We start from the raw sequence: 17,163 nt of genomic DNA, 5'->3' as shown, positions 1-17,163 counted from the left end.
GGGTATGACAAATGTCATATCCTTTTTATGATGTTTGCATCTGTTGCTAGTTTACACTCATGTTTTATGATGAGGTCATAAGAAAAAGGAAACGAGGGAGTAAAACGATGGCAACAGATAAAGAAAAAACAAAAAAACTGCGCCAGGATGTAGCACCATTTGCGAAATCTGATACAGCTAAAAGTATTTTTCAAATGGTCAATACGATTGTACCGTTAATCGCTCTATGGGTAGCTGCATATATGTTGGTGGATATTTCACCATGGTTAACAGTTGGTTTAAGTGTAATCTCTGCTGGTTTTGTCGTAAGAACATTTATTATTTTCCATGATTGTACACACGGTTCATTTTTCAAAAGTAAAAAAGCAAACGACTGGGTTGGTTTTGTAACTGGAGTGTTAACATCATTCCCATATGAAAAATGGAAGCGTGAGCATACAATTCACCACGCAACTAGCTCGAACTTAGACAAGCGTGGTATTGGTGATATTGATATGATGACAGTGGAAGAGTTTTTACAAGCATCTAAAGGACAACGTTTATGGTATCGTTTTTACCGTAATCCATTCGTAATGTTTGGCTTAGGACCACTGTTTATGGTGTTAATTTTAAACCGTCGTAATCGTAATGACGCTAAACAGAAAGAACGTTTTAACACTTATTTAACAAATATAGTCATTACGGGAATTTGTGTTGCGTTAATTTACTTTATGGGATGGCAAGCATTCGTATTAGTGCATGTTGTAACGTTGTATGTTGCTGCCTCTCTTGGCATTTGGTTATTTTTCATCCAACATACGTATGAAGATTCTTATTTTGAGCATGAATCAGAGTGGGATTATGTAAAGGCTGCTGTTGAAGGTAGCTCGTATTATAAATTACCGAAACTATTACAATGGATTACAGGCAATATTGGTTTCCACCATGTGCATCATTTAGCTCCACGTGTGCCGAACTATAATCTTGAACAAGCGCATAATGAAATACCGCCATTACACACGGCAACGACTATTACATTACGTAAAAGCTTGGAATCATTACGCTTCAAGTTATATGATGAAGATCAAGGTAAGTTTGTATCCTTTAAAGACGTTAATGAAATAATCAAACGAAAAGCAAGAGGTAGTCTTGCTGCTTAGTAAAAATTTTTTTCAGCCATCTCTTCTAAGGGATGGCTGTTTTACATAAATGAGTAGTCTATTGCAATATGGCTCATACACTGATAACCATGTACAGGCATAAAATTAATTTTCTTGTTATAATGAGGGAAAAGTAGGAAAGAGCGTGAGATTATGATGAGGAAATGGCATAGTATTATTCCGAATAGTCCGATGCTCAGTATATATTTATGGATTATTTTCTGTTTTCTACCGTTTTTCTTCATTTTTAGAAAATCATCTTATATTGACATATCAATAGGGATTACATTTTTAATGCTCTATTTTATCTTCTATCGGTTTTCCATGAATTCGAAAAGCGGTCTAGTTTATATGTGGATTAGTTTTGAGATGGTCATTAATATCGTTATGACTATATTGTATGGTTATGTGTATTTATCAATTTTTACAGCTTTCTTTATAGGAAATATTCGTAGACCTGTTGGCTTCTATATTATATATGGATTACATATTGGCTTTACGGTTATTTCGACAGGTATTGGCTTCTTTGTTGAGCTACAATTATTTTTATCACAACTACCATTTGTTGTTTTAACGATTTTAGTAGTGGTGCTTATGCCACTAACGATTTATTCAAAAAATAAACGTGAAAATTTAGAGGGTCAGCTTGAGACTGCTAATGAACGAATAGCTGAGTTAATTGTTTTTGAGGAAAGACAACGTATTGCTCGTGACTTACATGATACGCTCGGTCAAAAATTATCGATGATAGGCTTGAAAAGTGACTTAGCTTCAAGATTAATTGAACGTGATCCACAGCAGGCTCTAACAGAGATTAAGGATATTCGTCAAACGGCGAGTATCGCATTAAAAGAGGTACGTGAATTAGTATCAGATATGCGAACAGCTAGGTTTGAGGATGAGCTTATGCGTATTTCTCAAATGTTAAAGGCGGCCGAAATGGAATTCGTATTTGATGGAGATAAAGATAAACTGCAAGTTCCACCACTTGTAGAAAATGTATTATCCATGTGCTTAAAAGAGGCAGTTAATAATGTCGTTAAGCATAGTGGTGCTACAAAATGCGAAATAGCCTTCCATCAAAATTTTAAGGAAGTATATTTAGTAGTTCGTGATAATGGACATGGCATCACAAAAAAACAAGCTTGGAAAACAGGAAACGGATTGAAGGGAATGCGTGAACGCTTAGAGTTTATTAACGGTTCCTTTAAAATCGAAAGTGAAGAGGGTACTACATTAACGGTGTCGATTCCAGTGGCGATTACGCATCAGAAGGTCAAAGAAAATCTGAAGAACATTTAGAAAAGAGGGTTGTGACATGATACGAATTGTAATTGCTGAAGATCAAGGTATGCTATTAGGCGCACTTCGTTCTTTACTTAGTATGGAGGATGATATGGAGGTCGTCGGCTTAGCAAAAAATGGTGAGGAGGCATTGGCGCTTGTAGAAGAGCATCAGCCTGATATTTGTATTATGGATATTGAAATGCCATTGAAAACAGGACTGGATGCTGCCGAGGAGCTGCATGGCTCTGGTTCCGATTGTAAAGTAATTATATTAACGACATTTGCGAGGCCTGGTTATTTTGAGCGTGCACGAAAGGCCAGTGTTCGAGGCTATCTTTTAAAGGATAGTCCGATAGAAGAATTGGTCAGTGCCATTCGCACAATTATGGATGGTAAAAGAATTTATGCGCCTGAACTCGTTGATTTTGTTTATGAGGATGATAGTGAAAATCCTTTAACTGAACGTGAGAGTCAGGTGCTGACACTTGTTGCAGAGGGAAAAACGACAAAAGAAATTGCAGCAGAATTATTTTTATCGGCAGGGACTGTTCGAAATTATATCTCCACTATTTTAGAAAAATTAAATGTTGGGAATCGTATTGAAGCCATTGCCCGCTTTAAAGAAAAAGGCTGGAATAAATAAGTAGCTTAAGAAGTTATCGTGAATACCCTTATACCTAAGGGGATGTATAGATTAAAAATAGACAAAAGGCATTGAATTATTTTAAATTCAGTGCCTTTTGTCATAAAAAAATATATTAGGATATTGTATATTTTGACTACAAATGATAATATTTAGAAAACTATAAATGTTTTAATAGGAAGGATGAAAATGATTATGAGAAAAATTATGAAAGTTACATCAACAGCATTATTAGCAACAACATTTGCCGTGACTAGCGCATATCCTTCAGCCGCTTTTGCTGCAAGCAATGAGATGGTTAATCCAGTAGTTGAGACAGAGACAGAGACATCTATCCCATTACAAAATAGTATGGACAAAGCTGTTCAGGCAGCGTTAGGCGGCCCTGAAATTAAAAAACTAAATGTACTAGGTCATGAATTTAATGTAAAACCAGCTGGTATTACGAAAAAAAATGAACTAACAGTAGTAGATGGTCAGATCTCCCATCATTTAAGTTGGCGTCCAGATGATCAGCTATACTACCATATTGAAAAAGAAAACGGAGAAGTAAAAAAAGTGGAGATCAAAATTGATCGAGGTGGATGGACAAGTTTATCAGCTCCATTTATTGCTACATTAGCAGAAAAAAATGATATCCCGATTACGCTAGAAATGATACAAGAGCTTGGGCAAAAACTAGGAAGCTATATTGATGGTAAATGGGAGTACGCAGCAGAAACAATTGTTTCAACTATTGCTTTACATGTTGAATAAAGTGAAACTTCAATCAGTGGGGGTTCTTCATCTCCGCTGATGATTAATCTTCACAAATCGGGCAGTTAACCTCCAGCCTATATTCTTTGCTTTCACAGAATTTTGAGGAGGGCGTCTTACTGCTCTAAACTGAACGCAGTGGGGAAAGAGGCTTGAGAATTGCCTATGTAAATATTAGAGCAACTTTAGGTTAGAGGAACAAATTGTAACAAGTTATTTTCACCGTATAGCCTTTTTAAATAGCCAAAACTAAAGCCAGAAGCTTATTCGACTAAGCTTCTGGCTTCTTTATATATAAACCTTATTTCTTACGTTTTGTTAAACGTCCAAGAACGAATGCACCTGCTGCTACAGCAAGGACTGTGTTCGTTTTTTTCGTAAATACTTGCTTTGTCACAAGATTAATGTTTTGAGGACGCTCTGCTAAACGGCGCATAAAGTAGCCGTACCAATCTTCACCGAATGGTACATATACACAGAAATTATAGCCTTCTTTAGCAAGCTCTTTTTGCATATCTGTACGGAAGCCGTAAAGCATTTGGAATTCGAATTTATCGAGCGGAATATTATTGTCTGCTACAAATCGTTTTACGTGAGCAATCACATTATGGTCATGTGTTGCGATGGACGTAAATTTACCGTTTAGTAAATGATATTCGATTAACTCAATGAAGTTTAAATCGATATCTAATTTATCTTGGAAAGCAACTTCTACAGGTTCTTTATAAGCACCTTTTACGATACGTAGACGATAGTTTTTGAATTTTTCGATATCGTCTTTTGCACGGTAAAAGTAAGATTGGATAACAGTACCCACATTATTAAAAGTTTTGGATAGCTCTTCAACCATATCAAAGGAAGTTTGTAAACGACCGTAGTCTTCCATATCAAAGTTAACAAATATATCATATGCTGCTGCTTTTTCTACAATCTCATATAAATTGTCGTAGCAAAAATCAACATCAATATCTAAGCCTAATTGAGAGGGCTTTAACGAAATATGTGCGTTAACACTGTTTTCATGAATAGCTTCAATAACAGCAAGGATTTGTTCTTTAGCTTTCGTTGCTTCTTCTTCAGTTGAAACAAATTCCCCTAAATTATCTACTGTGCAAGAGATATTATGTGCATTAAGTTCTTTGATGCTTGCAATTGTTTCTTCAATATTTGTACCAGCTACTACATTTTGTGCTCCTAATTTTAGACCGTATTTTTTGGCAGAACTATTTAATAGTTGGTTTTCAGATAAGTGGATGAAAAAATCGCGTAATAACATGGTCATTCTCCTCACTGCATTTTCTTCTTAGTATAACATAATTTAGAAAATATATATTGATTTCACCATAACAATTATTTCATTTCGAGTAGTTGCATGCGTTCATTAAAAAGTGCAGGATAGCTTAAAAAACCTATCATTATGCTCGATAATGTCGCAGTTGTTAGAAGGGCGAAAATGATTAGGAGTTGAAATTGCACTGCTTGAATAGGGTCTGCACCACCAATTATTTGGCCGCTCATCATACCTGGCAATTGTACGAGACCAATCGTTTTTTGGCTTTCGATTGTAGGAATCATACTTGCTTTTACCGCATTAATTAGCTGTCGATGAATTGCTTGTTTTGGTGTGCCTCCAAGGGATAAAATTAACTCAATTTCATTTTGGTGACTTGTAATTTCTGCTGTAAAACGATTTAAAAATAAAATAGATAATACCATTGAGTTGCCAATCATCATACCACTAATTGGAATAATATATTGTGCAGTTGCTGGAACAATATTAAAGCCAAGCAATACACCTTGTGTAACAAATTCTATTACAATAAGAGTTAGTGCTATTTTCCATGTGATGCCTTTAATACCCTTTCCTTTTTTGCGAGCATTTAATGTTGCTACTACGATCATTAATGCAACCATAAGAAAAATATACATATAGCTTTGGGCATCAAAAACAAATTTTAAAATATAGCCTACTGCAAGCAGTTGAATAATTGAACGTATTGTTGCAAGGATTGTATCTTTTTCAAGTCCAAGCTTTAACGTTTTAGACAGTAACAGTGGGATAAAAACAAAAATTAATGTTAGGGAAAGTGATATATAGGTCATGCATTTACCCCCTGTACAAATTCTGCGACACGTGGATCTGTAGGGGCGTTTAGTAAGGAGCTTTTTCCTGTTTCAATTAGCTCACCATCCATCATGACCCAAGTATAATGCCCAATTGTTAATGCTTGCTGTAAATTATGTGTTATCCAAATCATTGTGACATTGTATTTTTTATTGATAGAAGCAATAAGTGTCTCAATTTCCTGCACGGATTGACGGTCTAGTGCAGATGTGATTTCGTCTAACAATAAAATAGAAGATTGATTAATAAGTGTTCGGGCAATAGAGACCTTTTGCCGTTGTCCGCCTGATAACCCGTTTGTAGGACGTTGTAAAAAGCTTTGATCTAATCCAACATCTTGTAAATATTGAATGGCTTCTTGCTTTGTCAGTTTTTTTTCTTGTAACGAACGAGGAAGTGCAAAATTTTCAAACACTGTGCCTGCTATCATGGGTGCGGCTTGAAGAGCGATGCCTACATGCTTTCTTAAAGTAGTTGGTTCGTATGTAGAAATAGATTGATTATCAATTAATATTTGACCATCTGTTGGCGTTAACAGACCATTACATAATTTAAGCAGTGTTGTTTTACCAGCACCTGAAGGACCAACTAAAGTTGTGATTTTGCCTTTAGGGAATGACCCCGTAATCGCTTTTAATATCGTTTTGTTATTTGCTGAAAAGCTGACCTGTTGAAAGTGAATAGCAGGCTCGTATAACATATTCATATAGTTGAACTCCTTTATAATAGTAAGTAAAATAACTGTAGCATGAAATTATGGAGAGCTACAGCCGTTTTACATTTTTACATTTTGTAGAATTTGATGATTATGAATGTAAGGGGAGCAGGGAATGGATGTATTATACGTAGATACACTAACATATGCACAGGGCACTATGTATATCGTTGCCTCAGATGAAGGTCTTGTATATATCGGAACACCAAATGTATCGTTTGACGAGGTAGAAGTGTGGGCGAAAAAGCCATTTAAAGGCTATCGCTTTGAAGAACATAAAGTAAAGTTACAACCTTATATAAAGCAATTAACAGCTTATTTTAATGGAGAGCTTACTGAATTTGATTTGCCGATACATGTCAAAGGGACTCCGTTTCAACTAGCAGTATGGGATGCCTTAAAGGAGCTGCCATACGGTGCAACTGCAACGTACTCAGACATTGCACATCGCATCGGGAATCCGAAAGCGGTAAGAGCTGTAGGTAGTGCTATAGGTGCCAATCCTATATTAGCGATTATTCCGTGTCATCGTGTGATTGGAAAAAATGGTAAGCTAACAGGTTTTCGTAGTGGATTAGCGATGAAAGAATTTTTACTTGAGCTAGAGAGAGTATAAACAAGCATGTGCATAAGTTGTTTCTTATGCACATGCTTGTTCTTTGTTGAGAAGGAGTAAAACTTGCTGGACACTATACATGTTCTTCTTGGACAACGGTGTGTGTTTTACCGAAATGAGTTAAACGATGTGCAAATGTTTCTCCTCGTACGGCAGAGCCTTTGAAAATATCCTGAAATTCATAAGCTGGAGCGCCGTGTTCGATGACATCTAGGCCAGAGACTTCTTCTTCAGAAGAAACACGTAATGGCACAAATGCTTTTATGATAAATAAACCAGCTGTTACTGAAACGCTAACCCAGGCAATTGTAGCAATAACGCCAATTGCTTGCACACCTAATAGGCCAAAGCCTCCTCCATAAAATAACCCTCGACCACCAATATCAAACAAGCCAACTGCTAGGGTACCCCAAGCACCACAGATACCGTGTACAGCAATTGCCCCCACAGGATCATCAACTTTTAATTTCCATTCAATAAAGCGGACACCCTCAACTAATAATGGAGCAGCAATCAAGCCGATCATGATTGAACCAATAATACTAACAGTAGCAGCCCCGGCAGTAATAGCCACGAGCCCTGCTAAAGCACCGTTTAATGTTAGTGAACCATCAATATGACCATATCGAAACTGCGTATAAAAGGCAGTTGCGACAACTCCAGCAGCTGCTGCGAAAAATGTATTTGCGATTACAATAGGAACAAGTTTAGGATCAGCGGCAAATGTAGAAGCACCATTGAAGCCGAACCAACCAAACCAAAGTAAAAATACACCTAGAGCTCCTAATGGGATACTATGTCCTGTAATAACGTTAACACGACCATTTTCATATTTTCCAAGACGAGGACCAACCATGACTGCTGCTATAAGTGCCGCAACTGCACCTGTTAAGTGAACAGCGGTAGATCCTGCGAAGTCAACAAAGCCAAGATCTGTTAACCAACCTTGATCACTCCACACCCAATGGCCAACAACAGGATAAACAAGTGATGACATGAGAATAATAACACCGATATAAGCAAAGATATTAGTACGCTCCGCCACTGCTCCAGATAAAATTGTTGCTCCAGTTGCAGCAAACATCGTTTGGAAGATAAAGAAGGAAAGATCATCTACACCATTTAAAGCAAAGCCACTTGTACCGAAGAAACCGCCAGCTGAATCACCAAACATAATAGCGTACCCACATAGAAAATAGACAATACCGCCAAGTGAAATAGTAAGGAAATTTTTCATAATAATATTGACTGCGTTTTTTGAACGCGTAAAGCCAGCCTCAACCATAGCAAAACCAGCGTGCATAAAGAATACTAAAACTGTACCGAGCATTACCCAAACTAAATTTACAGATAATATTACTTCATCCATATATGTGCCCTCCTTATTCTACAGCAATCGATCCGACTTCTTTTGTGCGGATACGAATTGCTTGTTCTACTGGATAAATAAAGATTTTTCCGTCTCCAACCTTGCCGGTTGCTGCATCACGTAATAAAACTTCTACAATAGGATCTACTTTTTCATCATCAACAATCATTTCTAATTTCAACTTTGGCAAAAATTCAATTTCATAGGTATTTCCACGAAATAACCCAGTCCGACCTAATTGCTTCCCGCAGCCAGCTATTTCAGAAACACTTAGTCCTGCAATTCCTTCCTGTGCCAGTCCGTCCCTAACAGCACCGAAAACTTCGGGACGAATGATTGCTTCTATTTTTTTCATCACTACCAGCTCCTTGTCGTAATTTTAATTTACATGTTAAAACGGCATAAAAAACAGTGCAATGGTTTTTTTATAATACATGTTATGTTTTGTTACATAGTATATTTCGGATTTCGTACTAGTTTAGGAAAAAGGTTTTTATAAGGGGAATGAAAGCGGTACTAAAAAATGTGTCTAAATTGTGTACGATTCGAAATTTTCTGATTTTTAATGTGAGAAAACCTCACATTAAAATAGAGGAATGTAAAACGCAAGAATTTGGGTATATAGTGTATACTAGGACTAATTATCAAAGCGGAAGAAGGGGTTTCTTGTGAGATCAAACTATGCAGATGATAGCTTAGCGCTACACACAGACTTATACCAAATCAATATGGCAGAGTCGTATTGGGCTGATGGTATACATAATAGAAAAGCAATTTTTGAATTATATTTTAGAAAATTGCCTTTTGGCAATGGTTATGCTATTTTTGCGGGATTAGAGAGAATGCTTGAGTATTTACGTGATTTCCGCTTCAGTGATTCGGATATTGCGTATTTGCGTGAAGAAGTTGGTTACAAAGAGGATTTTATCGAGTATTTAAAGAATATTCGATTTACAGGGGATATGTATTCTATGGTAGAAGGAGAGCTTGTTTTCGCTAATGAACCAATTGTCCGCATTGAAGCCCCATTAGTAGAGGCGCAGCTAATTGAAACAGCATTACTTAACATTGTGAACTACCAAACTTTAATTGCAACAAAGGCTAGCCGCATTAAACAAATTATAAAAAATGAGGCGGCGATGGAGTTCGGTACGCGACGCGCTCAAGAGATGGATGCGGCAATTTGGGGAACACGTGCAGCGTTTATAGGTGGATTTGCTTCAACTAGTAACGTTCGTGCAGGTAAACTCTTTAATATACCGGTGTCGGGTACTCATGCACATGCACTTGTGCAGGCCTATAAAAATGATTATGATGCATTTCATGCTTATGCAAAACGTCATCGTGATTGCGTGTTCCTTGTGGATACTTACAATACGTTAAAATCAGGTGTGCCAACAGCGATCAAAGTGGCTAAAGAGCTTGGTGACAAAATTAATTTTATTGGAATTCGTTTAGACAGTGGAGATGTAGCTTTCTTGTCAAAAGAAGCTCGTCGTATGTTAGATGAGGCAGGATTCCAAAACGCTAAAATTATCGTATCAAATGATTTAGATGAATACACAATCTTAAACTTGAAAGCTCAAGGTGCAAAAGTCGATGTGTGGGGAATTGGCACAAAGCTTATTACAGCGTACGACCAACCTGCTTTAGGGGCAGTTTATAAAATGGTTGCTATTGAAAATAGCGAAGGACAATTAGAAGATACGATTAAAATTTCTGCGAATGCTGAAAAGGTATCGACACCAGGTCTTAAAAATGTCTATCGCATTATTGATCGAAAAAATGGCAAGGCAGAGGGAGATTACATTACGATGCAAGATGAAAATCCTCAATCAGAGGAGCGCATTAAAATGTTCCACCCTGTTCATACATTTGTATCAAAATTTGTAACGAACTTTGAAGCAAAAAATTTACAACAGCAAGTAATTAAAAATGGCGAAATTAATTATCAAAATCCTACTTTGGAAGAAATGCGCGACTATGCAGCTGAAAATCTGGAATTGTTATGGGATGAATATAAACGTGCCATGAATCCTGAGGAATATCCAGTCGATTTAAGCCAACAATGCTGGGATAATAAAATGCGCAATATCGAAGAAGCTCGTGAAATGGTTAATCGATTGTAAAACGTAAGGAGTGAAAGCAAAATGACATTACAGCAAGAAATCATTAAGGAATTACGTGTATTACCTACTATTAATGTGCAGGAAGAAATACGCAAATCTATTGATTTTTTAAAGGAATATGCTCAGCGTTACAGCTTTGTAAAAGGATTTGTTCTCGGGATATCGGGTGGACAAGATTCAACATTAACTGGCAAACTAGCGCAGCTCGCAGTTGATGAGTTAAATGCCGAGGTCGGAGAAGCAGAGTATTCATTTTGGGCTGTCCGCTTACCATATGGTGTGCAGGCTGATGAAAAGGACTGTCAGGATGCCATTGATTATATTAAACCTACGAAAACCTTCACAGTAAATATTAAAAATGCCGTCGATGCTAGTATACAGTCATTAGCTAATGCAGGTATTGAGGTAAGTGATTTTGTAAAAGGAAATGAAAAGGCACGCGAGCGAATGAAGGTGCAATATGCTATTGCTGCTATGAATAATGCTGTTGTGCTTGGGACAGATCATGCTGCAGAAGCAATTACAGGTTTTTACACTAAGTTTGGTGATGGTGGAGCGGATTTAATGCCAATCTTCCGTCTTAACAAGCGTCAGGGTAAACAAATATTAACTGCGCTTAATTGCCCAGAGCATCTTTATTTAAAGGTACCAACTGCGGATTTAGAGGAAAATCGCCCTTCTTTACCAGACGAAGCAGCACTTGGTCTGACATATGACCAGATTGATGATTATTTAGAAGGGAAGGAGATCCCTGAAGAAGCTCGTAAAACATTAGAAGGGCATTATTTACGTTCTCAACATAAACGTCATATGCCAATTACAATATTTGATGATTTTTGGAAGTGATATATATTTGAGGGCCATCGCCAATAGTTGGCAATGATTTGTTAAAAAGTACGTCATGTATATAAGTTGATTTCCATTCCGGTCGGACGCTCCTAGGAAAGCGCCAGTCTGAACGGAAATCAACCCCACATTATGAAGATGAGTCAAATCTGGGAAAAGAGTTATAAGAAAAAGTGATTATTACTTTTTCGTATAGCCCTTTTCTCCTTTTTTTTTATAATTTGGTTCTACACTGTTAATTTTTCGCATATAATGTCGATACAAATACCTATAGAGTTGATAAAAAGTAAAGGAGGGTAATTATTTATGAGGACTTCTAGAGTAAGTGCGACGACAAGTAGTATATTTCGGAACGAGCAACAGTATTTACATGCAGGGGATATAAGCCACAATTTTGGACAAAATCCGAAACAACAGTTTAAAAAGAGTATGCAAAAAAATAAAGATAAGAAGAGTACGGACAACACTAAACAACTTCAACAACGCTCAAATAAAATAGAGGCTAGTTTTTTGGACGGCACATACGATTTACAAATACGCAATGAATTAAATGAAACTGCCGTTAAGCTAAGTCTTGTCAGCAAGCAAAAGAAGCTTCTCAATAGTTACCGCTCTTCTGTATAACCGATCGTAAATGAAACTTTTATGTCAATAGTATAAAGGGTTTTCTATTAAATAAAGTATGGCTCTTTGGCAAAACGAGGGGTTGATTCCCGTTCCGGCAGTGCGCTTTGTTGTTGCTGTCGTTGCACTTTCGCACAGAGCAAAGCTTCCTAGGGGCGTCCGATGAGCCGCTTGGGCCAACAGATGTTTTTTGCGCGAAAGCGAAGCGACAGCAGAGGGTTTTGTTTGTGCGAAAGCGTAGCGACAGCAACAGCACGATGTTGGTCACGAAGGCGTTATCACAGGACGTGATGTTTTTAACCTTCGTTCCTCTATCGCTAATCCCCAAGGAGTCGCCCGGCCTCTACTCCGATCAACCTCTTCACATAATATGTATCTTCTGGTATGTCACTTTAATATATTCAACGAAACTTCTCCAACAAATATTTCTGTACGCTTGCTCACAGAAAAGTGAGTACCTGAAACGGAAATCACTCCATTTAAAGCGCCAACATTTACAAAGATTCCTTTGAGGATTTTGTTTTTCAATACTATGAGACTCTCTATGTCATTCTTAATGTAGAGAGTTTTTTTCCTTTGGGGAAAGTTAGATGGAAATAGAATCACCCTGTTAGCTATCGAAAAAATGGAAATGATATATTTTATATTCAAAATATTTGAAATCGAGATGTTCAATGAATATTCAAGATAATTTTTCCAATGCTTCACAGTTATTTTTAACTTATTTCACAACTTACCTGTAAAGTGTTTAGTAGGAACAGAAAAAAGAAATTGGGGGAAGTAGTTGTGAAAAAATTATGGTTACCTGTACTAGCGGTATTACTATTACTCGCGGCTTGTGGTACGGAAAAAGAGAAAGTTAAGGAAGAAGAATCTAAGCAAGATGTTGCGGCGACTGAAGCAGAAGCAAAGGATAAGTCTGAAAAAGAAACTTCTGTAGCTGATTCACGTTTACAAGAGCCGAAAGAAGATACGATGTGTGAAATGTGTAATATGAAAGTATATATGAAGGACGAAGAGATGGGTGAATTTTCTACTCAAGCAATTAAAGAGGATGGAACAATTGCCTTTTATGATGACATCGGCTGTTTAGTAAATGCTGAGGTTGCAAATAATGAAAAGAACGAAAAATTTGTACGTGATTTTAATACAAAAGATTGGGTAAAAGTTGATGATGCAACGATCGTCAAAACAGACCTAAAATCTCCGATGAATTGGGGATATGTTTATTTCAATGATAAAGCTGATGCTGACAAATATATAGCTGACAATCCAACTGCACATGTAGAAGAATTACAAAAAATTAAAGACGATGCATTAGAGCGTCGTAACAAGAAAATGAAAGAAAAAGCTGAAAAAGAAGCCAAAGGTGAATCTGACTCTATGCATATGGAAGAGAAGAATCATGATGGTCAAGGTCATTAATCGAATGGACTAGGGGGAATTCCTCTAGTCTTTTCGTGCTGAACTGGGAGGTAAGGGATTGGTGAAAAAAATAGGGTTTGCCTTATTGTTTTTTCTATTCATAAGCCAGACGGTGTACGCAGATTTCGATGTACAGCATGCAATTGATGCAGCCAAACCTGGAGAGGTTGTACATATTCCTGCTGGTCGTTACCATGGCAATTTCATCGTGACAAAACCGATAATGTTAAAAGGTGAAGAGGGAACTGAACTAATTGCAGAAAAAAACGAGCCGGCACTTCGAATTGAAAATACTGCCAATATAACTGTGGAAAATATAAATTTATCAGGAAAAAACAAAGCGATTGTTGCTAGTAATGTAGATGGACTTGAGCTACATAAATTACAAATTAAAGATTTTCATTCCGGCGTTCATATACAACGTTCTAAAAATGTACGTATACATGAAGTTAATGTGACCGGTAATGTGGGGCATTATTCAAGAAAAGGTAATGGGTTGGCTGTTTTTAAGAGTGAGAACATCATAATCGAGAACAATACTATTGAGCAAGTGCAGGATGGAATTTATGTAGAGGATGTAAAGCGTATCGTAGTCCAACGAAATAAGGTTACGAACAGTCGTTACGGTACGCATTTTATGTATACGAGTGATGCTGAAGCACTTTTGAATACATACCATCATAATGTCACGGGTCTTATGGTTATGATGACAACAGACATCCACCTTGAAAGCAATACAGTAGAAAATCATGTTGATTTTAATGGCTACGGTATGCTCCTCTACGATGTACAGCAAGCAAAAATTAAGCATAACACCATCAAGAATAATCGAACTGGTGTAGCATTGCAGAAAAGTTCAAATGTTCACATTGAAACGAATGATTTTCAGATGAACCAAACAGCTCTTGAGGGCACGAAGGTGAGTGACGACACGAAAGCTAGTAATAATAACTTTACAGGTAATATTTTAACTGCTCGCTCCGATAAGCAAGGCTTTAAACTAGAAAGCAATTATTATGATGATTATTCGGGAATTGATTTAGAAGACAATGGTCTCGGTGATGTACCGTACGTGGCAGTGTCAAGCTTTGGTCAATGGATGGTACGTCAGCCTGTTTACCAATATTTTGTAGAATCTCCAAGTGTCATTCTGCTGACATCACTTGATCAGCAAATTAACAAAACTGAAAAGAATATGCTCGTTGATCATACTCCGAGATTGGCTGCGGAGGGTACGAAAGAAAAGAATAAGGTAAATGTCGTGCAAATGCTATTAGGTTTATCCTTAATTTTAAGTAGTTTATGGCTATGGAAAAGAGGAATAACAGAATGAAAAAATGGATGATGATTGTAATGCTATGTTGCGTTATGTTGATAGGTTGTAGTGAAAAAACATATGAACCTCGTGAAATAGTTAGTGAAACTGATGTTTGTAAAATTTGCAATATGAGTATAGTTCATAATGCATATGCTGGTCAGATTGCGTTGAAGAATGGTGATTATGAAATTTTCGATGACATTGGCTGTCTTATGGAATATATAGAAGCGAATGGAGAAGATGAGATTGGAGCTGCCTATATAAAAGATGCAGCAAAAGATGAATGGATTGACGTTTTTGAAGCGGTATATGTGTACAACAAGGATTATTGGACACCGATGAATTATGGGGTAGTTGCATTCGATACGAAGGGAGCAGCACAGGAGTGGATGTCTACAGAGGGGGATGGTCAGCTACTTACTTATAAGGATTTACACGATTTTAAATGGGGGATCCATGAGTAATGTATAGTATGCTTATCAAACTAGAATTGAAGCAAATGCTCAGAAGTCGTTGGATGCAACTGGTCGGTATACTTTTCACACTTGTTTTTACAGCTATCATTGTGATTCAGCAAATGGCATTACCAGATGTAGAGGGCTTTACACGACAAACAGCCTCGTTTTTAAATGTATTGCTGTTTTTATTACCGCTTTTTATATTAACCATCGGAAGTATGAGCGTAGCTGGTGACGTGGAATCAGGGTGGTTTTCTTTATTAAAGACATATCCGATGACACGTACGCAATATATTGCAGGAAAGTATATGGCATCCGTGCTGGCCTTTTTATTGGTCGTTGTAGTGGCATTTGGGGTTATACTAGCGCTTGGTGGATTTTTAGGTGGAGTACGTTTACCGATTATTTTCATTATCCTGACATTGCTATGTATATTCATTTTCGTGTCATTGGCCATTGCGGTTGGAGCATTTGCGAAAACAAGGTTATATGCACTGTCGTTATCACTTGTTTTTTGGTCAATTTTTTTATTGCTTATCTCTTACGCTTTAATGGCTATTGGAACTGTTGTTGCGGGGCACGTTCTACAAAAACTGACGATTATAGCGATGCACATTAATCCTGTAGAGTGGCTACGCTTTGGCTACTTTATCTTTACAGATCAGGCTAGTGTGCTTGGACCAGCATTTTATGATATAACGCAGTTTTATTCGTCACCACTAGGCTATGCTGTGTACGTGGCGGTGACATTACTTTGGATAGCATGTCCATTAGCTTACGCTAGCTTACTTTTGAAGAAAGGGGAAAGAAGATAATGCTATTAGAAGCAAAGGAATTATCGAATATCTATGACAATAATAGAGGTCTTCAAGAAGCCTCCTTTTCTTTACAGGCAGGGCGTATTTTAGCGCTTGTAGGAGGAAATGGTGCAGGAAAGAGTACTTTGATTCGCATGCTAACCGGTCAGGAAAAACAAAAATCAGGAGAAATAATATGGCATAAGCCACAAGCTATTCGATATATGCCTGATGATGTGGATTTTCCGTCCATGTTAACAGCAGCGGAAATTTTACAACTTCTTGCTTCTTTGAAGAAAATCGGTAAAGAAGAACAAGAAGATGTCCTGAGACGCGTTGCTTTATGGGATGTTCGAAAGCAAAGAGTAAAACATTTCTCAAAGGGGATGCGTCAACGGCTTAACCTCGCCCAAAGCTTACTTGGTGAGGGCTCTTTGCTTATTCTAGACGAGCCTACTAATGGTCTGGATCCGTTTTGGATTGCAGAGCTAAAAAAAATGATGCTAGAAGAAAAAACAAGGGGTTGTACTGTAATATTTTCCACGCATTTGCTTGCTTTTGCGGAGGAAGTAGCGGACGATGTGTTAGTTTTACATGAAGGAAACATACTTATTTCTGGTGAATTAGAGGAAATACTTTTACAAGAAAATTCATCTTCATTAGAGAATTTATGGTTAAAAAAATTAAATCTGTAACATTCTGAGAGGTAATGGCGTTATACTAGGAGGTAGGCTTGTTTGAACGAGAATTCAGACAAGCCTTCTTTTTCATGCTAAGGTTTTATTACCACTAATTAATTGCAGGAAATAAAGCAATAGATGCACGCTTCATATAATTGTGTTATAAAACATATTTCGTTATGCTTAAGAAAGTTATCATGCAATTCAAACAATTGCTGGGTGAAATAGGAGGTTTT

The 17,163-nt window shown here is 37.2% G+C and carries 18 protein-coding genes; 13 read left to right on the top strand and 5 right to left on the bottom strand.

Going from position 1 to position 17,163, the window contains the following annotated elements:
* Positions 1-107 precede the first annotated feature (107 nt).
* From BFJ97_RS20075 to BFJ97_RS20060, 4 genes are all read left to right on the top strand, one after another.
* Positions 108-1,139: a fatty acid desaturase gene (locus BFJ97_RS20075; RefSeq protein WP_068986419.1), complete on the top strand. Its 1,032-nt coding sequence runs from the start codon at positions 108-110 to the stop codon at positions 1,137-1,139.
* Positions 1,140-1,295: 156 nt separating this feature from the next.
* Positions 1,296-2,441: a sensor histidine kinase gene (locus BFJ97_RS20070; protein WP_422655647.1), complete on the top strand. Its 1,146-nt coding sequence runs from the start codon at positions 1,296-1,298 to the stop codon at positions 2,439-2,441.
* A gap of 16 nt (positions 2,442-2,457) precedes the next feature.
* The gene (locus tag BFJ97_RS20065) at positions 2,458-3,069 is read left to right on the top strand and encodes a response regulator transcription factor (protein WP_068986417.1); all 612 of its coding nucleotides are present in this window, start codon (positions 2,458-2,460) and stop codon (positions 3,067-3,069) included.
* 195 nt (positions 3,070-3,264) lie between these two features.
* Positions 3,265-3,825: a hypothetical protein gene (locus BFJ97_RS20060; protein WP_068986456.1), complete on the top strand. Its 561-nt coding sequence runs from the start codon at positions 3,265-3,267 to the stop codon at positions 3,823-3,825.
* Positions 3,826-4,126: 301 nt separating this feature from the next.
* Here BFJ97_RS20060 and BFJ97_RS20055 read toward each other — a convergent pair whose 3' ends face one another.
* The 3 genes from BFJ97_RS20055 to BFJ97_RS20045 form a co-directional block, all read right to left on the bottom strand.
* Positions 4,127-5,101, bottom strand: coding sequence for a proline dehydrogenase family protein (locus BFJ97_RS20055; protein WP_068986416.1), 975 nt, complete (start codon positions 5,099-5,101; stop codon positions 4,127-4,129).
* Between the two features lie 74 nt (positions 5,102-5,175).
* Positions 5,176-5,928: an ABC transporter permease gene (locus BFJ97_RS20050; RefSeq protein WP_068986415.1), complete on the bottom strand. Its 753-nt coding sequence runs from the start codon at positions 5,926-5,928 to the stop codon at positions 5,176-5,178.
* The gene (locus tag BFJ97_RS20045; protein ID WP_068986414.1) at positions 5,925-6,656 is read right to left on the bottom strand and encodes an ABC transporter ATP-binding protein; all 732 of its coding nucleotides are present in this window, start codon (positions 6,654-6,656) and stop codon (positions 5,925-5,927) included. The genes BFJ97_RS20050 and BFJ97_RS20045 overlap by 4 nt, the downstream gene beginning before the upstream one ends.
* A 124-nt stretch (positions 6,657-6,780) precedes the next feature.
* Here BFJ97_RS20045 and BFJ97_RS20040 point away from each other — a divergent pair, with 124 nt between their 5' ends.
* Positions 6,781-7,281, top strand: coding sequence for a methylated-DNA--[protein]-cysteine S-methyltransferase (locus BFJ97_RS20040; protein WP_068986413.1), 501 nt, complete (start codon positions 6,781-6,783; stop codon positions 7,279-7,281).
* A gap of 73 nt (positions 7,282-7,354) precedes the next feature.
* Here the strand turns inward: BFJ97_RS20040 and BFJ97_RS20035 are convergent, their stop codons facing one another.
* The gene (locus BFJ97_RS20035) at positions 7,355-8,650 is read right to left on the bottom strand and encodes an ammonium transporter (RefSeq protein ID WP_068986412.1); all 1,296 of its coding nucleotides are present in this window, start codon (positions 8,648-8,650) and stop codon (positions 7,355-7,357) included.
* 13 nt (positions 8,651-8,663) lie between these two features.
* Positions 8,664-9,005, bottom strand: coding sequence for a P-II family nitrogen regulator (locus BFJ97_RS20030; protein ID WP_068986411.1), 342 nt, complete (start codon positions 9,003-9,005; stop codon positions 8,664-8,666).
* Between the two features lie 313 nt (positions 9,006-9,318).
* Here BFJ97_RS20030 and BFJ97_RS20025 point away from each other — a divergent pair, with 313 nt between their 5' ends.
* The 8 genes from BFJ97_RS20025 (at position 9,319) to BFJ97_RS19990 (ending at position 16,942) form a co-directional block, all read left to right on the top strand.
* Complete coding sequence (locus tag BFJ97_RS20025; RefSeq protein ID WP_083227111.1) at positions 9,319-10,779, top strand: nicotinate phosphoribosyltransferase; 1,461 nt, start codon at positions 9,319-9,321, stop codon at positions 10,777-10,779.
* 21 nt (positions 10,780-10,800) lie between these two features.
* Positions 10,801-11,625 (top strand): ammonia-dependent NAD(+) synthetase, encoded by an 825-nt coding sequence (nadE, locus tag BFJ97_RS20020; protein WP_068986410.1) that lies wholly within the window; start codon positions 10,801-10,803, stop codon positions 11,623-11,625.
* Positions 11,626-11,931: 306 nt separating this feature from the next.
* Positions 11,932-12,249, top strand: a complete 318-nt coding sequence (locus tag BFJ97_RS20015) for an NAD synthetase (RefSeq protein ID WP_068986409.1) — start codon at positions 11,932-11,934, stop codon at positions 12,247-12,249.
* Between the two features lie 786 nt (positions 12,250-13,035).
* Positions 13,036-13,674: a nitrous oxide reductase accessory protein NosL gene (locus BFJ97_RS20010; protein WP_068986408.1), complete on the top strand. Its 639-nt coding sequence runs from the start codon at positions 13,036-13,038 to the stop codon at positions 13,672-13,674.
* 61 nt (positions 13,675-13,735) lie between these two features.
* Complete coding sequence (locus BFJ97_RS20005) at positions 13,736-15,007, top strand: right-handed parallel beta-helix repeat-containing protein (protein WP_254660215.1); 1,272 nt, start codon at positions 13,736-13,738, stop codon at positions 15,005-15,007.
* Entirely contained in the window at positions 15,004-15,456 is a 453-nt protein-coding gene (locus BFJ97_RS20000) for a nitrous oxide reductase accessory protein NosL (protein WP_068986407.1), read from the top strand. The genes BFJ97_RS20005 and BFJ97_RS20000 overlap by 4 nt, the downstream gene beginning before the upstream one ends.
* Positions 15,456-16,265 carry an ABC transporter permease gene (locus BFJ97_RS19995; RefSeq protein ID WP_223555375.1) on the top strand — a complete coding sequence of 270 codons (810 nt, stop codon included), beginning with the start codon at positions 15,456-15,458 and terminating at the stop codon, positions 16,263-16,265. The genes BFJ97_RS20000 and BFJ97_RS19995 overlap by 1 nt, the downstream gene beginning before the upstream one ends.
* Positions 16,265-16,942: an ABC transporter ATP-binding protein gene (locus BFJ97_RS19990; RefSeq protein ID WP_068986406.1), complete on the top strand. Its 678-nt coding sequence runs from the start codon at positions 16,265-16,267 to the stop codon at positions 16,940-16,942. The genes BFJ97_RS19995 and BFJ97_RS19990 overlap by 1 nt, the downstream gene beginning before the upstream one ends.
* The last annotated feature ends 221 nt before the right edge of the window (positions 16,943-17,163 follow it).

The sequence above is a fragment of the Lysinibacillus xylanilyticus genome (assembly GCF_001708185.1).
GTDB lineage: Bacteria > Bacillota > Bacilli > Bacillales_A > Planococcaceae > Lysinibacillus > Lysinibacillus xylanilyticus_A.
The sequence above is the reverse complement of the archived record's forward strand: the minus strand, read 5'-3'. Positions and strand labels throughout refer to the sequence as shown.